This window comes from Ensifer sp. ENS10, assembly GCF_014852025.1.
Lineage (GTDB): Bacteria > Pseudomonadota > Alphaproteobacteria > Rhizobiales > Rhizobiaceae > Ensifer.
The window spans coordinates 20,262-41,343 of sequence record NZ_JACVAS010000019.1; the positions used below are offsets into that span (position 1 = coordinate 20,262).

Sequence of the window (21,082 nt, forward strand, 5' to 3'; positions counted from 1 at the left end):
TCACTCCATTCCAACGATGCGGCCGATGCCGACGATCCGCCCGACAATCCCGTAGAGCGCGAGGATACAGGTCAGAAGCAGGACGCCGAGCGCGGCGGACATGCCCCAGTTGATCGTCGTGTTGGCATAGAAGGCCACGAAGTAGCTCAGCATCTGGTCCGATGCACCGCCGACGAGAGTGGGCGTGACGTAGTAGCCGGCGGAAATGATGAAGGTGAGAAGGCATCCCGCGCCGACACCCGGCAGCGTGAGCGGCAAATAGACCCGAAGAAACGTCGTGACGGGTCCGGCACCGAGCGAAGCGGAGGCTTTGACATAAGACGGCGAGATGCCTTTCATGACGCTGACCAGCGGCAGCACCATGAATGGCAGTAGGATATGCACCATCGCGATGTAGAGGCCGGTACGGTTAAATACGAGCTCGAGCGGCGCGTTCGTGATGTTCAGCGCCTGAAGCAGGCGGTTCACCACACCTTCCTTCTGCAGGATGACGATCCAGGCACTCGTCCGCACCAGGAGCGACGTCCAGAACGGCAAGAGCACGCAGGCCAGCATGATCGCCGAGAGTCGACCACCGATGGCAACGATTGCGTTGGCAATCGGATAGGCGACGAAGAGGCAGATCAGCGTGACCAACGCACTGATCGTCAAAGTCCGCATAAGCGTTGAGAGGAACAGCCGCTCCTCCGGCGGCGCCATCTGCACGCCGCCGTTCTCCCCGGGGCGCAGGTCGACGGCCGAGAGCAGGTAGAAGGCCGTCAGCGGTGTGCCGTTGCGCTGGATGACCCGCCAATAGGCAGGGTTGCCCCAGTTCCCGTCGATGGCGAGCAACTGTGTCCTGGCGGGTTGCTCCGGCGCTTTGCGGACCGTTCGGACCGTTTTTGCGAGAAGGCTCCGGAACCCGGTGATCTCGTAGTTCAGTCGGCGACCCGCCTCCGCCATGGTCTTGGGATCGGCACTCGCGCGGATGTCAGCAGCCACAGCGTCGAAGGCCGCATCGGGCGGCGTGCCCATCCCGTCCCAATCCTCCAGCGAGGCGAGCGTCATTGGAAAGGCATTGCGGACCTCGGGATTGTTGATGGCATGGAACAGCATCGTGCCGAGCGGTAGCACGAAGGCGAAGACGATGAAGACGACGAGAGGACCGATCAGAACAAGGCTGCCGATCGTCTGCCGCCGTCTGTCGGCGCGAAAGCCGGTAGCAAGGGCGGACACCCGCCCAGGCCGGCCGTCGGCCGCGCCAATGCGCGGCCCCGGGAAAACAACCGACGTCATTGCGCGCGCCATGTCGCAAATCTCGCCTCGAGCGCCTCGCCGTGGTCGGCCCAGAATTCGGTGTTGAGCGCTACCGCCGTGGCCATGTTCGCCTCGGTCGTGGGAAGATTCTTCGCGATTTCCGGCTTGACGCCGCGAATGGCTGCAAGATTGGTGACTCCATATGCGATGTGCTGCGGGAAGGCTGCCTGGGCACGCTCGGTCGAGGCGAAGGCGACGAACTTCTCCGCGTTCTCCCGATTGGGCGAGCCCTTCACGATCCCCCAGTAGTCGATGCCGAAGACCTGACCGTCCCAGATGAGGGCGAAGTCCTTGCCGGAGGCATTGGCCGCGGCGACACGGCCGTTAAAGGTCGCCGTGGCGACGACGTCACCGGCGGCAAGGCGTTCGACGGATTCCGCACCCGTCGTCCACCAGAGGATCGACGACTTGATCTCGTCGAGCTTGGCGAAAGCGCGGTCCTGGCCCTCATCCGTGGCAAGCACCTCATAGACCTTGTCCTTGGCAACACCGTCCGCGAGCAGTGCGATTTCGAGCGTCATCTTCGCCGTTTGGCGGAACCCGCGCTTGCCGGGCCATTTCTCGACATTCCACAGGTCTGCCCAGTTCTTCGGCCCATCCGCCAGTTTCACCTTGTCGTAGCTCGGTACCATGGACCAGACGAAGGCGCCGACGCCGCAATCGCTATAGGCTTCAGGAATGAAGTCCTCCCTCTTGCCGATCCTGCTCCAGTCAAGTTCCTCGAAAAGGCCCTCGGCGCAACCGGATAGAAGCGTGTTCTGCTCCACCTGCATGACGTCCCAGGAGACGCTGCCGCTGTCGACCATGGCACGCACCTTGGCCATCTGCCCGGAATAGGAATCTTCCGTAAGCACCACGCCGGACGACGTCGCGAAGGGCTCGAAGAAGGCCTTGCGCTCGGCATCCTGCAGTACGCCGCCGGCACCGACGACAGTCAACTTGCCGGCATCGGCGAAAGCGGCGGGAGCCCCCGCCAGGGCGACGAGCAAGCCCAGCCCGCCGAAAAACCCACGATAGCTCATGACATCCTCCCTCATTGTGCAACCCATCGGTTGAAGCGCTGCTGAAGTTCCTCTTCGTGATCCACCCAGAACGGCGTGCTGACGGCAAGCGCACCCGCCATGTTCTCCTCGGCCGTCGGAAGCTGCGGCTTGATGTCGGCGGAGATGCTGTCCATCGCCTTGGCATTGGTCACGCCGTAGACCATCTTCTCGGCAAAGGCCTTCTGCGGGTCGGGGCTGGTCATGAAGTTGACGATGCGGAACGCCTGATCCCTGTTGCCGCCCTTCGGAATGGCCCAGAAGTCCATTGCATAGAGCTGGTTGGTCCAGGACATCTTGAAATGCCGTCCCTGCTGGTTTGCGGCGATGACGCGCCCGTTATAGGCGGAGGTCATCGTCACCTCGCCGGAGGCCAGCCATTCCATCGGCTGAGCGCCGCTCTCCCACCACTGGATGCTCGACTTGATCTCGTCGAGCTTGGCAAAGGCGCGGTCCTGTCCTTCCTTCGTCGCCAGGATGGCGTAAAGCTCCTCGGGCTTTGCGCCGTCGGCGAGCAGGGCGACTTCAAGCGTCATACGCGCCTGCTTGCGCAACCCGCGCTTTCCCGGCCATTTCTCGAGGTTCCAGAAATCCGCCCAGGACGTGACGCCGCTCGTCTTGTCGCCGTCATAGGCGAGGATCTTCGACCAGACGAAGGCGCCGACGCCGCAATCGGACTTGGCCGGCTCGATGATCTCGGCGCTGTTCGGCAGACTGGCCCAATCGAATGGCTCCAGCAGACCCTGGTCGCAGGCGAGGATCATCTCGTTCTCGTCCATCTGAACGACATCCCAGGTGGTCGTGCCCGTCTCGACCATGGCCTTCACCTTGGCGATGCCGCCCGTATAGGATTCCTCCAGTAGCGGCGCGCCGGCTTTCTCCTGAAAAGGCTTGAAGAGCGTTTCGCGCATCGCTTCCTGTGTCGCGCCGCCGAAGCCGACGACGGTCAGGTCGCGTGACAGCGCTGGAGACGCGACGACGAGTGTGGCACTCGTCATCATCGCAAAAAACCGAGTTCTCATGGGTTCCCCTTTTATCTTTGAGAGCAGGTTTGAATGATCAGGCCGCGGCGGAACGCGCGAGGCCGGCCATGGTCGTGTCGATGAGTTCGAGCGTGTCGTCTATGACGGCGCGATCGTGACTCAGCGAGAGGTAAAGTCGTTTGAGCTGAAGCGGCTGGAAGACCTGCCGGCCGGCGATCAGCGCCCGCCGGAAGCGCATGTCGAGATTGTTGTCGTTGCGCAGGAGGTCCGTGTATTGGCGGAACTCGCCGTCAAAGAAGTAGACGAGCCAGACCGAGCCGAAACCGGCGGCCTGCGCCTTCAGGCCGTGCCGCGCTATGATGCCGTCTATCTCGCCGCGGAGATAGGCGCCAAGCTCGAACAGCCGCTCGTAGACGCCCGGTCTCGCTAGCTCCTCAATCGTCGCCTTTACGGCCGCCATCGAGGACGGCGTGCCGTTGAACGTGCCACCCATGAAGACGGCGCCCTCGCCCGTGCGGCCCACCCGCTCCATGATGTCGCGCCGGCCGGCAACGATGCCGATCGGATAGCCGCTCGTTGCGGCCTTGCCGAAGGTCGAAAGGTCGGGCGTGACGCCGACGATCGACTGGTAGCCGCCAAGCGCGTGCCGGAAACCGGTGATCACCTCGTCGAAGATGAGGACAACACCGTGCTCGGCGGTGATCCGGCGCAGGTCGGAAAGGAACTGCCTCTCGGCGATGACCGCGCCCATATTGTGCGCGATAGGCTCGACGATGATCGCCGCGACCTCGCCGGGGTTTTTACGGATGTAGTCCTCGACGGCACCGGCATCGTTATAGGGCAGGATGGCGGTGTGGCGGGCGGCATCAAACAGCATGCCGTCGGACATTGGGTCGTAGGAGCCGATCATCTGGCGGCTCGACTGGCCGTTCATGGCGACATAATCGTGCCAGCCATGGTAGCCGCCCTGGAACTTGATGATCTGCTTGCGCCCCGTATAGGCGCGGGCGAGACGCAGGGCATGGTAGGTTGCCTCCGAGCCGCTGCTGCAAAATGCCACCTGATCGGCGCAGGGGATCACGTTCACGAGGAGTTCGGCCACCTCGACCTCCAGCTCCAGCACGCCGGCACCGATCAGGTCGAGGTTTTCGGCCGTCTCGGCAATCGCGGCAGCGACGGCGGGCGGTCGATGGCCGAGCACATTGGCACCGAAGGCGCAGTGATAGTCGGTGTAGCGGTTGCCATCGGCATCGTAGAGATAGGCTCCCTCGGCCCTGGCGAAGGCGATCGGCGCGCCGAGGCGCCGGCTAGGACTCAACAGGCCGCCGGGTATGACGGCTTCCGCGCGCGCGGCGATCGTTTCGTTGTTCGTCGACATCGGCATTCTCCTTACGCAATGCTCTCGAGCGCCACGGCCCGGATGCCGTCGCCGTCCAGGCGGTAGTGCCTGTAGAGATGGGTGGGGGGTGCGATCAGGCTGTATTCGTCGCGGATGCCGTGCCGGACGAGGCGGGCGCCCCTGCCCTTTTCGGCCAACACTTCGGCGACGGCCCCGCCGAGCCCGCCGAGGATGTTGTGCTCCTCGACCGTCAGGATGACTTTCGAACGGGCGGAGGCCTCGAGGATCGCATCCTCGTCGAGCGGCTTGATCGAATGCATGTCGATTAGCCCGACGGAATGGCCTGCGGCATTCAGCTCCTCCATCGCGCGCTTGGCGCCATGCACGGGATAGCCCGCTGCTATGATCGTGATGTCTTTGCCGATGCCGTGTACGATCGCCCTGCCGAGTTCGAATGCGACGCCGTTCTCGTAGACGACCGGATCGTGCCCGCGGTGGATGCGGAAATAGATGGGGAGCGGATAGTCGACGGTCGCCCTGAGGGCTGCATCGAGCGCCGGCCCATCCGCCGTCGACACGACGGCGAGGTTGGCAATGCTGCGCATGATGGCAATGTCTTCGGTCGCATGATGGGACGTCCCGTAGAAGCCTAGCGAAATGCCGGTGTGATGCCCGATCAGGCGAACCGGTTGCTTGCAATAGGCGACATCCATGCGGATTTGCTCGCAGCACAAAAGCGCGAGGAACGAGGCGAACGTCGCCACATACGGAATGACGCCTGTCGTCGCCATACCAGCGGCAGCCGAGACCATGTTCTGCTCGGAAATGCCGAACTGCACGAAACGCTCGGGATAGCGCTGGGCGAAATCGGAAAGACCGTTCGAATATTGCAGGTCGGCCGTGCCCGCCATGACGGGATGGCCGGCGTCGGCAAGGGCGATGAGCGCATTCGACAGCGTGGGGAGCGAGGGCGCGCGGCGGTTGATCTCGCGGTACTGCCACGAGTCCTTGGAAAGCAGTTGGGTCATTGGGAAATTACCGTGTTCATGATCGTTTCGCGGGCCTTGGCCTCATCTTCCGCGCCGAGATAGCCGAGATGCCAGCCGGGTTCGGTTTCCATGTAGTCGATGCCCTTGCCCTTCACGGTGCGGGCGATGATGCAGCACGGCTTTGTGCGGGCACGGTCGGCCTTCACGGCGCGCAGCAGCGTCGTCAGCGCCTCAAGGTCATGGCCGTCGACGGTGTGAACCTCCCAGCCGAAGGCGCGCCATTTCTCATCAAGCGGTTCTATCGCCATGACGTCGTCGACCTTGCCGTCGAGCTGGTAGCCGTTGCGATCGACGATGGCGATCAGGTTGGAGAGATTGTGCGAGGCGGCGGACAAGGCGGCTTCCCAGACCTGGCCCTCCTGCATTTCCCCGTCGCCGAGGAGGACGAAGGCATTGAAATCACGCTGCTGGAAGCGCGCGCCAAGCAGCATGCCGACGCCGTTCGACAGGGCATGACCGATAGACCCGGAGCTGAAGTCGACGCCGGGGACCTTCGTCATATCAGGGTGATCGCCGAGTGGGCTGCCGAGCCGCGTGTAGCTTTCAAGCCATGCGGGATCGAAGAAGCCGAGATCGGCGAGAATGGGGAAAAGCCCAACGGCCGCATGGCCCTTGCCCATCAGGAAGCGGTCCCGGTCGGTCCAGGCCGGCTCGCCCTTTCGAAGCCGCATCACATCGTAATAGAGCGCCGCAAAGATCTCCGCACAGGAGAAGACCGAGGTGTAGTGGCCCACTTTGGCGATCGAGATCAACCGAAGCGTCTCGAGCCTGATGAAGCGCGCGCGCTCATGAAGGAAGGCAAGCTGTTCGTCGGACAATAGTTCATGGCTGCGCGCCACCAAAAGGTGGCCGCCTGGTGTCTGTCGCACTGACAAGGAATTGCTCCCGCTGTTTCTAACTTATAAGTTATAAGATATAGGAAAGCGGCAACTATGCAACAGGTTTTTGATCCCCATTTCGATGGAGACCTGCCTTTCGCGGACTGCGGCTTTCAAAAGCTTCGCTGGTTTGGTCACAAAATGAACAGTGCAATCCTGCTTCTCGCCCAGTCTCGCTGGCCAAAGCTACAGGCACGTGATTCAAACCCAAAAAATCGCCAGGCTCTTGAAGGGAATCGAACCTTCCGCCCAGGCCTTCGAATGCGATAGCTTCTGGCTCGGCGCCCGCGGAACCTAATCCTTTTGGGCGACTTTTCGCGCGTCCTCCGAGCGTTCTACTATCTTGGCGGGAAATCTGGAGAGGGGCATGCAATATCGCCAAAGGTCGGTGCTGTTCGCAGCGCCTTGGCTAATCATCGGAGCGGCCGCAGTAGTCGCTTCGGGCAGTATAACCGTTGCAGACTTCGAAAAGCCTGAACTGCTGATCGCCGTGCTGTTTATCGGCCTCCTGATCGGCATGGCCATTGAGCAGTTCCTAGCCACGATGAGAAAGCAGGCGTGGCGGGAGAAAAACAGATCACGCTGGGAGGAAAGGCGCAGCCACGAGCGCATTGTAGTGGGACCTTGGCAACAGATGCCAGTTACGGAGCCATCGAAGCCGGTCGACGCCACCGATCAACTGCGTATCGTGATGCGCTCGGATTTCACCATTCAACCGCTGCTGAATAAGAGCGAAGCACGAGTGTTTAGGGAACTCGACAGCGTCGTGATCGCCTGCAATCCTTCTTGGCAGGTAATGGCCCAGGTTTCGCTGGGTGAGATCCTCCGAAGCACCGACGCAGACGCCTACAGTTGCATAAACTCCAAGCGTGTCGATCTGCTGCTCGTGGACAGCAACTGCCAACCGCGGCATGTCATCGAATACCAGGGCGGAGCGCACCATCAAGGCGCCGCGGCCGCGCGTGACGCGGTAAAGAAGGAGGCGCTGCGACGCGCCGGGATCGGGTACTACGAGGTCGTAGCTGGTCAAACGACCCCGTCTGAACTCAGGCGCTTGGTCGAGAAGTTGGTGGACAAGCCGAGTGTCATCTAACGCGCCCTCATCACGCATGCCTGCACGGTCGAGCCACTTCCATTGGAGGAACACATCGCATTGGCTTGATGGAGTTGAGGCAGCCCCGAGATGACCTCCGATTTCGAGGCAGTTCGCGAAAATCTGTATCCGGGAAGCCACGGAGCGATCGAGGACTGGAGGACATTCCCTTGGCACCGTGACCGAGCCAATCGAATTCAGGCACACAAGGCGCATTCGTCGCAAGCCATCGCAATCGACGTGTTCGGCACACTCAAGATGAGCACCGATCGCGACCGCATCCTCGATGCCATCGCCGAGCGTGTGGGAGTGGCATCAGGCGGTCCATGGGCGATAACACTCGAGTGGATGGACAGCGATCGGCTGCTAAGAGAACCGAGGCCCACGCAAGTCGACGTCCTCGCCGTCGGCTCGCTGGCCGCGCTCGTCATCGAGTGCAAGTTCACCGAACCCGGAGGACAATGTAGCCAAACGGCTGTGTCGCGCTCGGGGGAACGACAATGCAACGGAAGCTACGCTGACCAAATCAACCCAGGTAATGGCGTGCGCGCGCATTGCGCTCTTACGGGCAAGGGCATTCGGTACTGGGAATACATCCCAGAGGCCTTCGCGCTCGATCCGGGCGTTGATCACACGCCCTGTCCATTTAAGGGAGACGCCTATCAGTGGATGCGCAACGCCGTGCTGGCGGCAGCGATAGGCAAGCACCGCAAACTTCAAACGGCAGCCCTCGCAGCCTTTGCCGATCACCCCAGTTTCCCGACGGCGCGGAAGGTGAAGCGAGGCTTGGTGGATGCGAGTCTCGCTGGGCAAGCGGCGATCACGCCGATCTCCTACCAACAGATCATTGCGATCGCTTGTCACGTCGGCCTGGACCAAGGACTCTGGAACGGCCTCTCTGCATGGGTCGACCATAAGATCGCTAGGGCGGTGTCGCGAAGATCGGACTGCCAAGAGGTTTCAAATGGATGCTGATATCTGGGATCGCGCCTTCTATGACGACGGCGAGTGGGTTTCCTGGTCCGACGTGGAAGAACAGCTCCGATATCACGAGTGGCGAGCGAAATATCCCAATGCGACAATATCTCTAATCCCGTATTTTCAGGATCTCTTGTCACTGGCAGAAAGCTACCACCTTGAGACAGGTCGTCATCTCAATGTTTACGGAGACATAGGAGAACTCTTCGGCGCCATCACCTACGGAATAAAGCTGAACAAGAACTACGCGCAGGGTGCTGATGGTAGGCTTGGCAACGATCACGTTGAGATCAAAACGATCACCCCGTTCAAGTCCAAGGACGAGGTTTTCGTCAAGGTAGCAGGTAACTTCAGCAAACTCCTCGTCGTGAAAGATCAACGCGGACTTTGAAGTCTCATCCCGGATGGTCCATCGCTCGAAGCTTCCCAAAACGGCGAAACCTCTCCTGAGGATACGATGGAGAGATCTGCCTCACGCCGATTGATGGCTTCGTCAGCGAACACGCCATTCCGGCAGCGGAGCTCGGCGAAATCTCAGAAAAGTTCGGGGCTTAATCCAATCAAGCCGACAACAATGCAATGGCCACCCCCTGCATTACAATCGCGAGCGAAACGCATCGATCATCGCCCTTGAGACATCGCCCGAATAGCAGATTGGGGCTGCTCCGCCGGGCTTCGAATACGCACTCCTGCGCCCGCACCGCCGCCCAGCCCGATCGCGACTTTCCGGGCATGGGCACGAGCCGCTATAGCCGGAAATCGAGTCAGCGATGATGCGCTGTACGATCACGGAATCGGAAATCCGCGGGACTTCGATTGGATCTTCACGAGACGACTCTGCGGATTCAGGTGTATCGCGCTTTGGCTCCGACCGAGGTTTGTCGGAACTTAGGAGATGCGATGCAATCCACCCCTCCCTCCGTGTGAGATTGTCTAGGACACGGGACCATTCACCATCGACTGACAGTAAGCGGACCGGCCGACCCGCATCGTAGCGATCAAGGATCGGAAACTTCTTCCCTGGTCCTTCTCGTAAGGCGACGCGCTTGCCGCGTACGAAAACCGTGGTGGTCACTTCCTCAGTGTCGGCGCTTTCAACCGCTGCAGAGAACCGGCCTTGCTGAGGCGTGGCCGCAGAGACTTGCGCGCTAACTCCGGCCACGGGATTCTGTTCTTGTACGACAATTCTTGCTGAAGGCACCCGCGTCTCATTGACTGCCGCCCGGTCGTCGCTATTTGCGCCGAGCCAACAGATCATTGTTACAGCTACGGCCCCACCAACAAGAAATCGTCGCATGATACTTCCCCGCCCCTGGGTTGTATCATTTAACGCTTTCCGGAAGACGGCAAGCCCACGAAGCAGTCATCCGGGCTCGTGACCGAGATCCGCAATACGTCGCTCCGTTAACCGTTGCGGCTTTTTTGTGTTGCAACTTCAATTTGATCAATGTTCTCTGAATATAAATAGGGCGTGGGAGTATCAATCTTGCCGAGTTTTCCGTTCGGCCTCATTCGCATATGGGTATTCTGCCTGGCCCTTTCGCTTCTGTGTAATCCAGCGCTCGCTGCCACAAAAAAATTTGGTCCCTTCTCGTTTGAGGAGAGTGACCCCAGCCTCATCACCCTCACGGGCGAGATCGACCTCTATTCCGCCCTGAACTTCAGGCGCGCGCTGCATGCATCACAGAAAGCCAGGTTGCTGGTGCTCGATAGCGTCGGCGGCGCTGTCCAGATGGCACTGCTGATTGCCGACGACGTGCATGAGAGGCGCCTCTCCACCTTTATTCCGAAAGGGAAAGGCTGCTACTCGGCCTGCGCCCTTATTTTTATGGCGGGTATCGAACGCCAGGTGGACGGTGAGCTTGGCGTCCACCAGATCTCCAGTGAATCGAACGACCTGGTGAACGCACAGCTGTCAATTTCCGATATCATCGACATGCTCACTCGGTTCGATACGCCGGCGGAAGTCATGACAACGATGTTCAAGACGCCTCCGTCGCAGATGCATGTGTTCTCGAGCGAGGAAATCAGTCGCTACAAGCTCAATCGCAAGGGCGCGGCGACGGCCTCGAACGAGCCAATCCCCACAACTCCGGCCGTCACTCTACCCTCTACGGCAAACTCAACCGGAGGCCCCGCCCCTGGACCAAACAGCGAACAGATTGCCGCTGCCAGCCCTGCGCCGATTGATCCCGGTCCGAGCGAGAAACTGTCGGCGATTGAGGAGTTTGCCCGGAAACCGACGCGTATCGCCGTCTACACGGGCCTTGACCTGTTCGGCGATGACCTCGCTTCAAAGAGGACCGTCGACGTCGCCGAATGCGCTACGAGCTGTCTAGAGATGGACGGCGTCTGTAAAGCTTTCACCTTCAATGCCAATCCGAAGATTGTGCGCGGACCGAATTGCTTTCTGAAGGCAAACGAAGGTCGTGCGGACGGCAACTCGGTCGCTATCTCTGGGAAATTCCTGGCGAGCGCAGACCCAGACCCAACGCCATTTAGCATGGGCACAATCGATCCGAAGAAGGCGCTATTCGAGGATGTCGATCTGCCTGGAGGCGACCTGGGCGTTCGCGCGTCAATCGCAAACGCAACGCCACTTCAATGCCGACTGGCTTGTATCGACAATGACCGGTGTGTTGCATTCACCTACATCAAGAAAAAGAGGGAATGCTGGATGAAGGGCGCCGTCAGCACCCCTCTATTCAAGTCGGGAATGATTTCCGGGGTGAAGAGTTTCCAGACCTTCGCACCGGTGAAGGTCATCGGACTCGACTGACGAACCCATAGGCCCACCTGCCCGGTTAAGCGGATTCACACGCAGGACCGTTACCGGTACGGTCATGTCGTCGGGAATCGAGACGTCCTGGATCCTCTGTGGTGTGGCTCTTCCTACCGGCGGCGTCCTCCCTCTGAGCACTCAGGATCGCCCTAAGCTCATCGACCGTCAGTGGCTCACTACGGCGATGGAGCATCGCGTGGCAGTTGGCACACACTGGTATGAGGTCCTCGATCGGATCGACGATGTATTCGCCACCACATTTATGAATTGGCTTGATGCACGTGGATGTATCCTTCGCCGAGAGCACCATAAGTTTTGCCGAAGTTCACATCGCAAACCTTGCAACTCAGGCCATGGTGTCGAAGGCAGGCCTTGCGGGCGTCGGCATTGCGCTCGTATCCGTTGACAACCACGGTGAACATCGCCCCTTCGCGAAAACCGCTGTCCGGATCGTCGGCATCGATGACCTCTGCGATCGTTTCATAAACGTCCTGGTCAACGGCCACGTACCAGCCGTCTGTGAGAACAACCAACCAACCTTCGGATAGTTCAGGAGTAAACTCAGCGATCGTTGCGGGTGAAAGCTCTCCCTCTTGCGGGTTTCTCGCCACCCCTCGCATAGGGAAGGTTTGAAGGCGGTAGCCTTCGGTTTCAATGAGTCTGATATGCTCGAGAGCCTGACCATATCCGTTATTTTTGCGTCCCTTGGCGCTGATCTCCCAGTTCTTACGTAGGATGCAGCCGAGCCGGTTCTTCTGTTCGCTCTGCCACATACCAAAAATGACAAACCGCTCGCGATGATTGACGAAAGACCAGCTCCAATTCCAATTCTTGCAGTCAGCGCCATGCGACTGGACAAATTCTTTGCGGTTCATACCACCTCCCTCTCCAATTCCGCCTCGCCCGATGGCGGGGCCCCAGGCCTGTCTTTCCTGTCCTCCACAGAAAGGCGAGGCGACAAATTACTGCTTGAAACAGTTCTCTCGATGCCAGCGCAGGAAATGCGGATGTGGCCGTTCAAACGCCCGCGTTGGCACGATCGCGCGTCCAGTCTTGTTGATCAGCCCTTGGATGCTATCTGGATCGTTGGCGTGTCTGGAAACCAGAATGTCGAGGTCATCGGAAAGGCTGATCAGGCCACGGTCGAACATCCAGTGCGCGGTGCCCGACAGGGCGATGCCATTGGTCAGGATATCGGGTCCATTCACCTCGACGGGACGTATGTGCGCTGCGTCGACTTCGGCGCGTCCCCCGCCGTTGATGAGCTTCAAGCCAGTGATTGCACAGCGTTTGTCGTAGGCCTGAACGACGAGGCGGCGGAACAATCGGTCACGAACAATCCGCGACGATAGCTGCATGACGCGATTGCGCTCCTGCTCGAACACGAACGGCGTTTGAGCGCCTACACCAAATCCTTCAACGGAGATCCTGGCGTCCAATTCTCCGGTCCGAGGCAACTCTGGCACTTGCTCATCTAGCCCAATGCCCACAATGCGATTGAAGTCCGCGCTCGAAATAGGCCTTACCGCAGACTGCGCCCTGCCCGATATCCTGCCCTCTTCGTTTAGAACACCGCGCTCGACCACACCTTCTGTTCCGCTGAAAGGAACCGGATTGATGAAGTCGAGATAGCTACCCGGTTCGATGAGCGCGAGATACATGCCCGGTGCCTTCGGGTCTGGGATGACCTCGGCCACCTTGGCAACAGCGAAGTAGCCTCGCGTGGCCGCAACCTTGCGCGGCTCGTAGTAGATGATCCAGTCGCCAAGGCAGGCCCGCACCCGTCCAAGATATTGGCTTGGAAACTGGTACTGTTCTGCCGGGCTGTCGTCGTAGATCGAATCTGAGCGATGAATGAAGACCCCGAATCCCATTCCTTGTGCTTAGCACAGCCTGAGCGCTCGCCGATACGACATCACACGCATCTCTGGGTCGAATTTAGAGTTCGTCTACCACATAGCCTTAGCAGGCCACGCCCCGGCAATCGTGCCGATCAGCGATAAGAATTCTGGATCTCATGAGAACCCAATCTGCTTCATCTCGGCATTTTCAGCGTAAGATTTCTGACTTCTGTGATGTCCGCATCGCCATCGACGACGACGAGCACCTGGCTTTCCGGAGCTCGCCGGACTTTATCGGCGCAAGACACAGGCCGAGCTTGATGCCGAAATCGGGACCGGCGCCCTATTGGAGATTTGCAATGGCGACTAAGCGCAAGTTCAAGAGCGATGCCCTTGAGGCGATCCATAGCGCCGTCGAAGATATGTATGCGGCGGGCACCATCGATAAGGAAACCATGAAGACCTTCGATGAGACTTGCCTGCCCATTCCGCAGGAGCTGACGCCAGGCGAGATCAAGGCGCTGCGCGGGAACAATTATGTCAGCCAGCCAGTCTTCGCGCGCTATCTAAGCACCAGCGAGTCGACGGTACAAAAATGGGAAACCGGCGCAAAGCGGCCGAGCGGCCCCGCATTGAAGCTGCTTTCTCTCGTCCGGAAATACGGTCTCGGAATGCATTCTTAGGAGGACATTGCCGCGGAAGGGCCAGCCGGTCGCAATTAGGCGCCTAGCTTCCCTCACCTACTCGGCCGCGCCAGCGACCGGGCAATGTCGATGATATCGTCCCGAGCGGCTGTTGGATCCTCTTTATTCCAGGCAACTCCAAGCCCGATCTTGAGATCGACGCCCCTCACCGGTCTAAGCTCGAAATTGCGGTTCGGTAGATCCTTCGTCCATTCCGGCGCAAAGCCGATGCCGAGGCCGGCCGAGACGAGTGACACCAGCGAAAAGGTGTCGTCGCAGCTATAAGCGATGTTGCCGGTTAAACCATGGGTCTCGAACATCTCGGAGAAATAGCGTTCGCTGTAAGAAAGGTTCTGGCGGGAAAAGGCGATGATCTTCTCGGAACGCAGATCCTCGATATCGACCTCGCTTCGGAGCGCCAGCGGGCTCGTCTTTTCGACGGCCAGCAGATAGCGCTCATGCGCAATCGAGAAGAAGCGCAACGAGCCGATGTTTTCGACCGGTCGGATGAAACCGAGATTGATCTGGCCGTTTTCGATCGAACGGATGATGTCGCTGGTCGAGCCGCTCCTCACATGCAAGGCGACATCGGGAAACTTCCGGCCGATGCGGGTGAGAAACGCCGGCAGCACGCCGGTCGTCGCCGGATAGACGGTTCCGATCTTGATCGTGCGTGCCGCTTTGCCGGCGACCGAGCGCGCCACCTCGGCCGACAACCCGACATCGCCAATAATCCGGACAGCGCGGTCATAGAACACCTCCCCTGCCCGCGTCAGTTCGACCCGCCGCGTCGACCGCTCCAGCAACCGAACACCCAGCTCCTTCTCCAGCGCCTGGATGTGGGAACTCAACGCCGGCTGAGCGATGCACATCCGCGCCGCCGCGCGATTGAAGTGCAGTTCCTCGGCCACCGCAACGAAATAGGAAAGCTGACGTAGTTCCATGTCCATGCTCCGATTTTCGGCCCACGAAAACGCGAGTGACCCGCTCTTGTGCAACTAGAAATACCCTATTTTGGGGTATCCGAAAATCGGTTTTATTGAAGGCGTCAGTTTTCTCAAACTGGCGCTCTAATTTGTCTTCGTTCCACGCAATTGTTTACGGTCGAATGATCGACGGGCTCATCGCGGCCCGCAAAGCTGCGAACATCACTCAGGTCGAACTAGGGCAGCGTATTGGCCAACGGCAAACGTTCGTTTCCAAGTTTGAACTTGGGGAACGCCGGTTGGATGCTGCCGAGTTCGTGAAGGTCAGCCGCGCGATCGGCGCCGACCCGTTTGAGATCATGCGCAAAGCAGAATTGGACTAGCCTTTGCGCCGGCGCGCTCGCTAACCTGCGGGCAGTTCCCGACGATACATTATGCGATCTTTTTGGCCCAAAAGGTGAACATCACAGCAACACGCCGTTGCAACGCTCGTGGGAGCACGAATCTGTCCGCCCCTAGGCGACGTCCACGCTCAGGTCTGTGGACGGCAGCATTGCGCCTTCATTGCGGTCTCACAGGTCGTTAGTGCGCGCGCCTGAAATCGGACTAGCTCCGCGGCGGCGTCATGTCCCTGCGCGCCATAACCGGTCATTCGTAGCTAAAGGCGGCGCCGTACGGTATACCCCGAGAATCCTAGAATTTTTGCCCCAGCCTCAGCTAGCTCAGCGTCAAACCCAGCGATCTTTTCTGCCGTCGCGGCGACAAGAATCTGTGCGCTCGACCCGAAAGCGGCAGCCTCGAGGAGGAATGATTTGACGTCTTTGCTCTCGATTGCCTGCTGATCTGGTTCATCGAAGGCGATGAAGCCAGGATGATTGGTGTCAAATTTCAAAGCAACATCGAGGAGAGCGAGATAGTAGCTCCATTTCATCCGGATCGCGTCGCTCGCGGACATTTCGAAGCCGAGTTCCCGGTTAACATACTCGCCTGTATTGTCTCGGATAATACCGAACGGCCTGAAGTCTTCGCGAGAAATATGTATCTCAGCGGCGCGGAATGTCTTGAAACTGAAATTCACTAGGCGCTTCTGAAGCCGCTCTTCGAAGAATTCAATCTTGGCGACGTCGGTGTCGCTGAAGTCGTCGCTTTTGACTGCCGCCAATTCCGGTCGTAATCTGTCGAGCGCGTCCGCTATGGACGAAAATCTATCGACCATCCCATCGGCTTCGCTTTGCATCGATTCAAATCTCTTCAGCCGAGCCTGAAGGCGGACGAGTTGCTCAATCGATGAACGGGCGGTCGCGCCAGACGGACGACGAAGTGCTTCACCAAGCTGGCGAATTCGGGTCAATTTCTCCGAGAGCTCCGTTGCGACGGAGTCGTACATCAAGCGAAGGTTATTGGCCTCGACCTCAGAGGCGTTGGCACTGGCTTTGTAGAGATCAATCTGAGATCGAATGAAACGGATGTTCTCCTCAATCGCCATGCCTTTGACTTGGACGACAGGCAAGAGCTCCGCATCGAGTTCTTGGTGACAGGTTGGACAGGTGTGTTCGGATACAGCTCTCCCGAGCCGAGAACCAAATTTCTCCAGCTTTTGGGCGTCTTGGTTGCGCGCGAGGTCTGTCTTCAAGGCGGCGATGCGATTTTGAAAGCCCTGAATTTCACTTCGAGTTATCGCCATATCGCGTCGTAGTTCGTCGACGCGTGTTTCGAGATTGGCAACATCATCCTGCGCTTCGGCAAGCTCACTCCGCAGCGCTGGGACTAAGTCCTCGGTCTGCTGCAGCTCAACCGCCTCCAAGTCGTCAACCTGCGTCTTCGTGTAATCGACGGCCTCTTCGAGTGCGAGCCATTCCTCTTCCAAGTACACCTCTACGCCTATGGACGGCGAGGAAGAGAAGTCTTCGACGGGTCGTGACGGTATGTTTTGAAGGCGGCTGAGATTGCCCAGCCTTGACGTCAGGTGTTGCCGAGCCTGAGACCATTCCGTCTCCAACCTAGCAATTTGCTTCTCCAGCTCAAGCCTCCGTCGCCGTCGATTGCCGACGTCGAGGTCCAGTAAGAATTCCATGACTCGCCGAGCTGTGTCCTGAATTCTAAGAAATGTCGGAAACGGACCCTGGATGGCCGACCATCCCCGCTTCTGTTCGACAAAAAGCGTGGGGAAAATTGCAGCGAGGTACAGTGGTATTTCCCGACCATCGAATGTGGTGACGTCCGGCAAATCCCACCCGATGAAACGAGCAAGATAGTTATGAAAGCCATCTTCGCGTTGCACCGATCCTGGATCATGAAGAAAGAAATCACGCCGGGATTCTGAGCCGTTGGCGTCGGTAATTTTCGCGCGAACCAAACGAGTGTCGGCGTCGCCCCGTACCACACGATGGACCGCCAGAATTTCTTTCCGATTGTTCTTCAGTTCGATTTCGACGGAAGACTTCAATACCGGAAAGGAAGGTCCGTCAGCAACCTCTCTAAGGTATTCCGTCAATACGTGACCAAAAGGCGTCTCAACCCGCGGGCCGAGCATTCGCTCAAGGCCCAGCCCATAGAGGATAGCCTGCAGACTGGTCGATTTGCCGGAGGTATTCGGCGCTTTCACAACGTTGAGGCCGACCTGCAATTCAAGTTCGGTGCCGAATGGGCCTGAAGCAGTCGTAGCGTGGATGAGTACTTTAGAAATCGAGAACTTCATGATCTGCCTTGACTGTAAGGAATTCCGTGACGCGGGCTTCAGTGAGCTTCGACGAAAGGGATCGAATGCGAGCCTTTTCCTGGACCATGATCTCGTCGTCGCCGTCGATCTCCTCTGCCAGCGACAGGCCGATCGCGGAAAGCTCGACCCCAACGCGATTGCTGACCGTTGTCCAATGCAACAGGGTCTCGCCAACCATTAGGTCCAGTGCTCGGCCGAGCGCCGGTTCAACCTTGATACGCCAACGGCTGGAATCCGCCGCGCCTACCAAAATATCGCCGAGCAGATCGGCATCGTTAAATGATCGAGCAGCGTCGTTCATAATATACAGCCTAGCCAGGGACGAACGTTTTGCTCGGCTCTTGTTGAGGATCACGAGGTTCAAGGCGAAGCGCCAAGCAATCCGAAGGTCACCCGGAACGGGCGACGGTCGTTCTCGAAAAGTGAATGGTGTGTGTGGTTGAAGGATTGCCATTACGGTTCGCTATCAAAATCCAATGGGCATCGCATGAGCCAATCACTCAGGGTCCCTGCGGACAGGTCAGATATGGTCGCATGGGCCACCGACGGCAAATCCTTGGCTAATCCCACTTCAATTCTCGCAAGGCTTTCACGCAGATGCTCGCTTGGAGAGGCTGTTCCGGCCGCGCCCAAAAGCTCGAGACGATTCTCTTCGGCGTTGATGGTCTGCCACGCTCGCTCCCATAAAACAGGGTGATCGGTCTTTAGTGTTTCAAGCGTGTTTTCTCGCCGTATGTGGTTCCTGATGTAGGTTTCTCGAAATCCAATCCGTCGTGTCTCGGAGGCCTTGGGGAATGCTCGGCCAAGCTTCTCATCCAGCGTTTGAACCAACTCTCTGTCCTTGGTATCGACCGCTTCGTCGGTCGTCGGCGAGATGATCAGCTCGGGTCCGATGGGCAGCCTTCGGAGTTGCGCGATCTCTTTTGCGAAATCCTCTTGCGATTGAACCAGGGCCTCGAAATCGTTCGACAAGAATGGCAAGCCAAGTTTACGTATTTCAGCCCCTTTAGCACGTACATGAGCGATTACTGCTTTGTCATCGAGGAATGGGCAGAACAATATCCACCTATTGCACTTGAGGTCTGCCAGAATAGCAACGATGACTTGCTGCTTGTCGCGTAGTTTGGGAAGGTCGCGGGTCGCTTTCTGCTTCATCGCACTGCTGGCTTTCGCCGTGTTCCCCGGTTCTTCCGGTGCGTAGCACTGATAGAGACAACCATCTGTCGTAAAAAATTCTAAGCCCGCGTCTCCTCCGACCCTATCCGGCACAATTTGCACGTTCTGTGCGCCATGACGCAGTTGGACTAGAAGGTGCGCGCGGCGTTGCCACGACTTACCGTCCCAATTTCTTTGATACGTTTCGTCAACGGGCCCGCGTTCAAAGGGCTGCTGATGGACTTTCTGGTTCAAGATTTTCCCCGAGCGAATGCCAAAGAACCCGATTTGATCGCAAATACAGTCGGTACCAATAAATTAGTATTCGGTCTGGAATGCAATCACTACGCGTTGAGTTATTGGCTGATTCACAATCGAACTGGCCCATGTATTACCGTTTCTTGTAGGAGGGCAAACATCAGCAACAGGCGACATCCGTGTGCGCCACGATGGCCGTTTTGGACCGATACCGTTGAAAAACTCGGCATTGCGGGCACTTGGGACGCGTGATTCAATCCTCTGAGTGATTTGGCAGGGGATCAGGCGAATGATGGGAACGCAGGCGGCTCCGGCGCAGCTCTTTTACGATTTCAGTCTCGATGAGCACGTGCCAGCCGACCATCTTCTCCGCCGGATCGACAACCACCTGGACCTCGATGGCGTCCGCGCGCAGTTGAAGCCCTATTACAGCAGCACCGGCCGTCCGTCGATCGATCCGGAACTGATGATGCGGATGCTGATCATTGGCTACAGCATGGGCATCCGGTCGGAGCGCCGGCTGTGCGAGGAGGTTCATCTCAATCTCGCCTATCGTCTGTTTTGCCGGCTTGGACTGGACGGCAAGGTGCCGGATCATTCCAGCTTCTCGAAGAACCGCCACGGACGTTTCCGGCAAAGCGATATCCTTCGGCATCTGTTCGAGACGGTGGTTGAGCGCTGCCTGGTACAGGGTCTTGTCGGTGCTGAAGGCTTTGCCGTCGATGCCAGCTTGATCGCCGCGGATGCCAACAAACAGCGCTCGGTATCTAGTGCAGAATGGAGCGCGCAAGAAGCGAAGGAGAATGCAGGCCGCTCCGTTCAGGAATATCTGGCGGTGCTTGATGACGCTGCTTTTGGTGCGGCTTCGCCGGTAACGCCGAAGTTTATTTCCCCGTCAGACCCGGCAGCCCAGTGGACGGGTGCCCATAAAGGCCATGCCTTCTTCGCCTACGCCACCAACTATCTGATCGACACCGACCATGGCGTCATTCTCGATGTCGAGGCCACCCGTGCCATTCGACAGGCTGAGGTTGGCGCTTCGCGCACCATGATCGACAGAACAGAGAACCGCTTTGGCCTGAAGCCAGGCTATCTGGTCGCCGACAGTGCCTATGGCTCCGCTGACAATCTGGCCTGGCTTGTGAAGGAAAAGGAGATTGCTCCGCACATTCCTGTGTTCGACAAGTCCAACCGGACAGACGGGACTTTCTCGCTTGCCGACTTCAATTGGGATGGCGAGGCAGATCGCTACATCTGCCCGGCGGGCAAGGAGCTGGTTCAGTTCCGTCGCACCTACGCGACGCCCCGATCGGGCATCACCAGTGAGGGCACCCGGCTCTATCGGGCCAGCAAGAAGGACTGTGATGTGTGCGACCTGAAGCAGCGCTGCTGCCCGAATGCAGTTGCTCGCAAAGTCCCTCGTGATCTCAATGAGGATGCCCGTGACGTCGCCAGAGCCATTGCCGGCACGCCCGATTACGAGCGTTCACGGCATCGTCGCAAGAAGGTCGAGATGCTCTTCGCTCACCTCAAGCGCATCCTGCGGATGGCCAGGTTGAGACTGCGTGGTCCGTGTGGTGCTCGCGATGAATTCCTGCTCGCAGCAACGGCACAAAACCTCAGAAGGCTGGCAAAGCTTAGACCTTCTCGCCTCCCATCCGCCGCCATGGTGGCATAACGGCCGGTTGCCTGGAGCCATCCCACCGCATCACAACGAGAGACACCTCGCCAACTCTTCGAAAAACCGCGTGCAGAGCGTCGCGGATGCTCAAACTACGAGTTTTTCAACGATATCGACCGAAAACGGACTTTCGGCAAACTGCGGCGGCTTGGCCGCTTTCGTCTCTTGCGTTCGCGAAGCAGTCAGACCGCAGACCGCCCCAATTGAGACGCTCGGATTTATACCGACCAAGACCGTTCCGGCTTCCCGGGCGTTCTGATCAAAGGCGGCAACGCGAACTCTCCATCCGCCTGAGACAACTGGAAGCCGGCAACATGCCGCTCAGTTCGGATGTCTCCGATCTTTCGCCTTGAGGGATATGTACCGGCGGCACGATCGTTC

Annotated in this window: 20 protein-coding genes and 1 pseudogene; 8 read left to right on the plus strand and 13 right to left on the minus strand. The window is 58.7% G+C overall.

All coding sequences use genetic code 11. The annotated features are described in order from the left end of the window. From IB265_RS35005 to IB265_RS35030, 6 genes are read right to left on the minus strand one after another with little or no spacing between them, the layout of a single operon-like run. Positions 1–1,275 carry an ABC transporter permease gene (locus IB265_RS35005; RefSeq protein ID WP_234793208.1) on the minus strand — a complete coding sequence of 425 codons (1,275 nt, stop codon included), beginning with the start codon at positions 1,273–1,275 and terminating at the stop codon, positions 1–3. Beyond that, entirely contained in the window at positions 1,272–2,318 is a 1,047-nt protein-coding gene (locus IB265_RS35010; RefSeq protein ID WP_057248592.1) for an ABC transporter substrate-binding protein, read from the minus strand. The genes IB265_RS35005 and IB265_RS35010 overlap by 4 nt, the downstream gene beginning before the upstream one ends. An 11-nt stretch (positions 2,319–2,329) precedes the next feature. After that, a complete protein-coding gene (locus IB265_RS35015; RefSeq protein WP_113131716.1) occupies positions 2,330–3,358 on the minus strand; it encodes an ABC transporter substrate-binding protein in 1,029 nt (342 codons plus the stop codon). Positions 3,359–3,395: 37 nt separating this feature from the next. After that, positions 3,396–4,697 (minus strand): aspartate aminotransferase family protein, encoded by a 1,302-nt coding sequence (locus IB265_RS35020; RefSeq protein WP_192496089.1) that lies wholly within the window; start codon positions 4,695–4,697, stop codon positions 3,396–3,398. Positions 4,698–4,708: 11 nt separating this feature from the next. Next, positions 4,709–5,686 (minus strand): transketolase family protein, encoded by a 978-nt coding sequence (locus IB265_RS35025; RefSeq protein ID WP_192496090.1) that lies wholly within the window; start codon positions 5,684–5,686, stop codon positions 4,709–4,711. Then, complete coding sequence (locus IB265_RS35030; protein ID WP_375293111.1) at positions 5,683–6,576, minus strand: transketolase; 894 nt, start codon at positions 6,574–6,576, stop codon at positions 5,683–5,685. The genes IB265_RS35025 and IB265_RS35030 overlap by 4 nt, the downstream gene beginning before the upstream one ends. Before the next feature lie 376 nt (positions 6,577–6,952). On the opposite strand from IB265_RS35030, the gene IB265_RS35035 reads away from it, so the two are divergent. From IB265_RS35035 to IB265_RS35045, 3 genes are all read left to right on the plus strand, one after another. Beyond that, on the plus strand, positions 6,953–7,678 hold the full coding sequence (locus IB265_RS35035) for a DUF2726 domain-containing protein (RefSeq protein ID WP_192496091.1): 726 nt from the start codon (positions 6,953–6,955) through the stop codon (positions 7,676–7,678). Positions 7,679–7,768: 90 nt separating this feature from the next. Next, entirely contained in the window at positions 7,769–8,653 is an 885-nt protein-coding gene (locus IB265_RS35040) for a hypothetical protein (RefSeq protein ID WP_192496092.1), read from the plus strand. Further along, on the plus strand, positions 8,643–9,047 hold the full coding sequence (locus IB265_RS35045) for a hypothetical protein (RefSeq protein ID WP_246806149.1): 405 nt from the start codon (positions 8,643–8,645) through the stop codon (positions 9,045–9,047). Before IB265_RS35040 ends, IB265_RS35045 begins: the two co-directional genes overlap by 11 nt. A 204-nt stretch (positions 9,048–9,251) precedes the next feature. Here IB265_RS35045 and IB265_RS37925 read toward each other — a convergent pair whose 3' ends face one another. Next, complete coding sequence (locus IB265_RS37925) at positions 9,252–9,953, minus strand: SH3 domain-containing protein (RefSeq protein WP_192496093.1); 702 nt, start codon at positions 9,951–9,953, stop codon at positions 9,252–9,254. Between the two features lie 189 nt (positions 9,954–10,142). Here IB265_RS37925 and IB265_RS35055 point away from each other — a divergent pair, with 189 nt between their 5' ends. Further along, the gene (locus IB265_RS35055) at positions 10,143–11,435 is read left to right on the plus strand and encodes a PAN domain-containing protein (protein ID WP_246806150.1); all 1,293 of its coding nucleotides are present in this window, start codon (positions 10,143–10,145) and stop codon (positions 11,433–11,435) included. A 263-nt stretch (positions 11,436–11,698) separates the two neighbouring features. Here IB265_RS35055 and IB265_RS35060 read toward each other — a convergent pair whose 3' ends face one another. Both IB265_RS35060 and IB265_RS35065 read right to left on the minus strand, forming a co-directional pair. After that, positions 11,699–12,313 (minus strand): HNH endonuclease, encoded by a 615-nt coding sequence (locus tag IB265_RS35060; protein WP_192496094.1) that lies wholly within the window; start codon positions 12,311–12,313, stop codon positions 11,699–11,701. Between the two features lie 87 nt (positions 12,314–12,400). After that, positions 12,401–13,312: an HNH endonuclease gene (locus IB265_RS35065; protein WP_112995742.1), complete on the minus strand. Its 912-nt coding sequence runs from the start codon at positions 13,310–13,312 to the stop codon at positions 12,401–12,403. A gap of 206 nt (positions 13,313–13,518) precedes the next feature. Here IB265_RS35065 and IB265_RS37190 point away from each other — a divergent pair. Together IB265_RS37190 and IB265_RS35070 are read left to right on the plus strand one after the other, a co-directional pair. Then, positions 13,519–13,649 (plus strand): annotated as a pseudogene (locus tag IB265_RS37190) (type II toxin-antitoxin system RelE/ParE family toxin); the annotation flags it as partial. After that, positions 13,639–13,962: a DNA-binding transcriptional regulator gene (locus IB265_RS35070; protein WP_112995743.1), complete on the plus strand. Its 324-nt coding sequence runs from the start codon at positions 13,639–13,641 to the stop codon at positions 13,960–13,962. The pseudogene IB265_RS37190 and the gene IB265_RS35070, both read left to right, overlap by 11 nt. Positions 13,963–14,015: 53 nt before the next feature. Here IB265_RS35070 and IB265_RS35075 read toward each other — a convergent pair whose 3' ends face one another. Beyond that, complete coding sequence (locus IB265_RS35075; protein ID WP_192496095.1) at positions 14,016–14,906, minus strand: LysR family transcriptional regulator; 891 nt, start codon at positions 14,904–14,906, stop codon at positions 14,016–14,018. Positions 14,907–15,070: 164 nt separating this feature from the next. Between IB265_RS35075 and IB265_RS35080 the strand changes: the two genes are divergently transcribed. Further along, positions 15,071–15,271, plus strand: coding sequence for a helix-turn-helix transcriptional regulator (locus tag IB265_RS35080; protein WP_112995744.1), 201 nt, complete (start codon positions 15,071–15,073; stop codon positions 15,269–15,271). A gap of 275 nt (positions 15,272–15,546) precedes the next feature. Here IB265_RS35080 and IB265_RS35085 read toward each other — a convergent pair whose 3' ends face one another. The 3 genes from IB265_RS35085 to IB265_RS35095 form a co-directional block, all read right to left on the minus strand. After that, positions 15,547–17,586: a hypothetical protein gene (locus tag IB265_RS35085; RefSeq protein ID WP_192496096.1), complete on the minus strand. Its 2,040-nt coding sequence runs from the start codon at positions 17,584–17,586 to the stop codon at positions 15,547–15,549. Continuing rightward, positions 17,567–17,971, minus strand: coding sequence for a hypothetical protein (locus IB265_RS35090; protein WP_192496097.1), 405 nt, complete (start codon positions 17,969–17,971; stop codon positions 17,567–17,569). The genes IB265_RS35085 and IB265_RS35090 overlap by 20 nt, the downstream gene beginning before the upstream one ends. An 89-nt stretch (positions 17,972–18,060) precedes the next feature. After that, positions 18,061–19,017 (minus strand): hypothetical protein, encoded by a 957-nt coding sequence (locus IB265_RS35095; protein ID WP_192496098.1) that lies wholly within the window; start codon positions 19,015–19,017, stop codon positions 18,061–18,063. A gap of 292 nt (positions 19,018–19,309) precedes the next feature. On the opposite strand from IB265_RS35095, the gene IB265_RS35100 reads away from it, so the two are divergent. Then, the gene (locus IB265_RS35100; RefSeq protein ID WP_192496099.1) at positions 19,310–20,698 is read left to right on the plus strand and encodes a transposase; all 1,389 of its coding nucleotides are present in this window, start codon (positions 19,310–19,312) and stop codon (positions 20,696–20,698) included. Positions 20,699–21,082 lie beyond the last annotated feature (384 nt).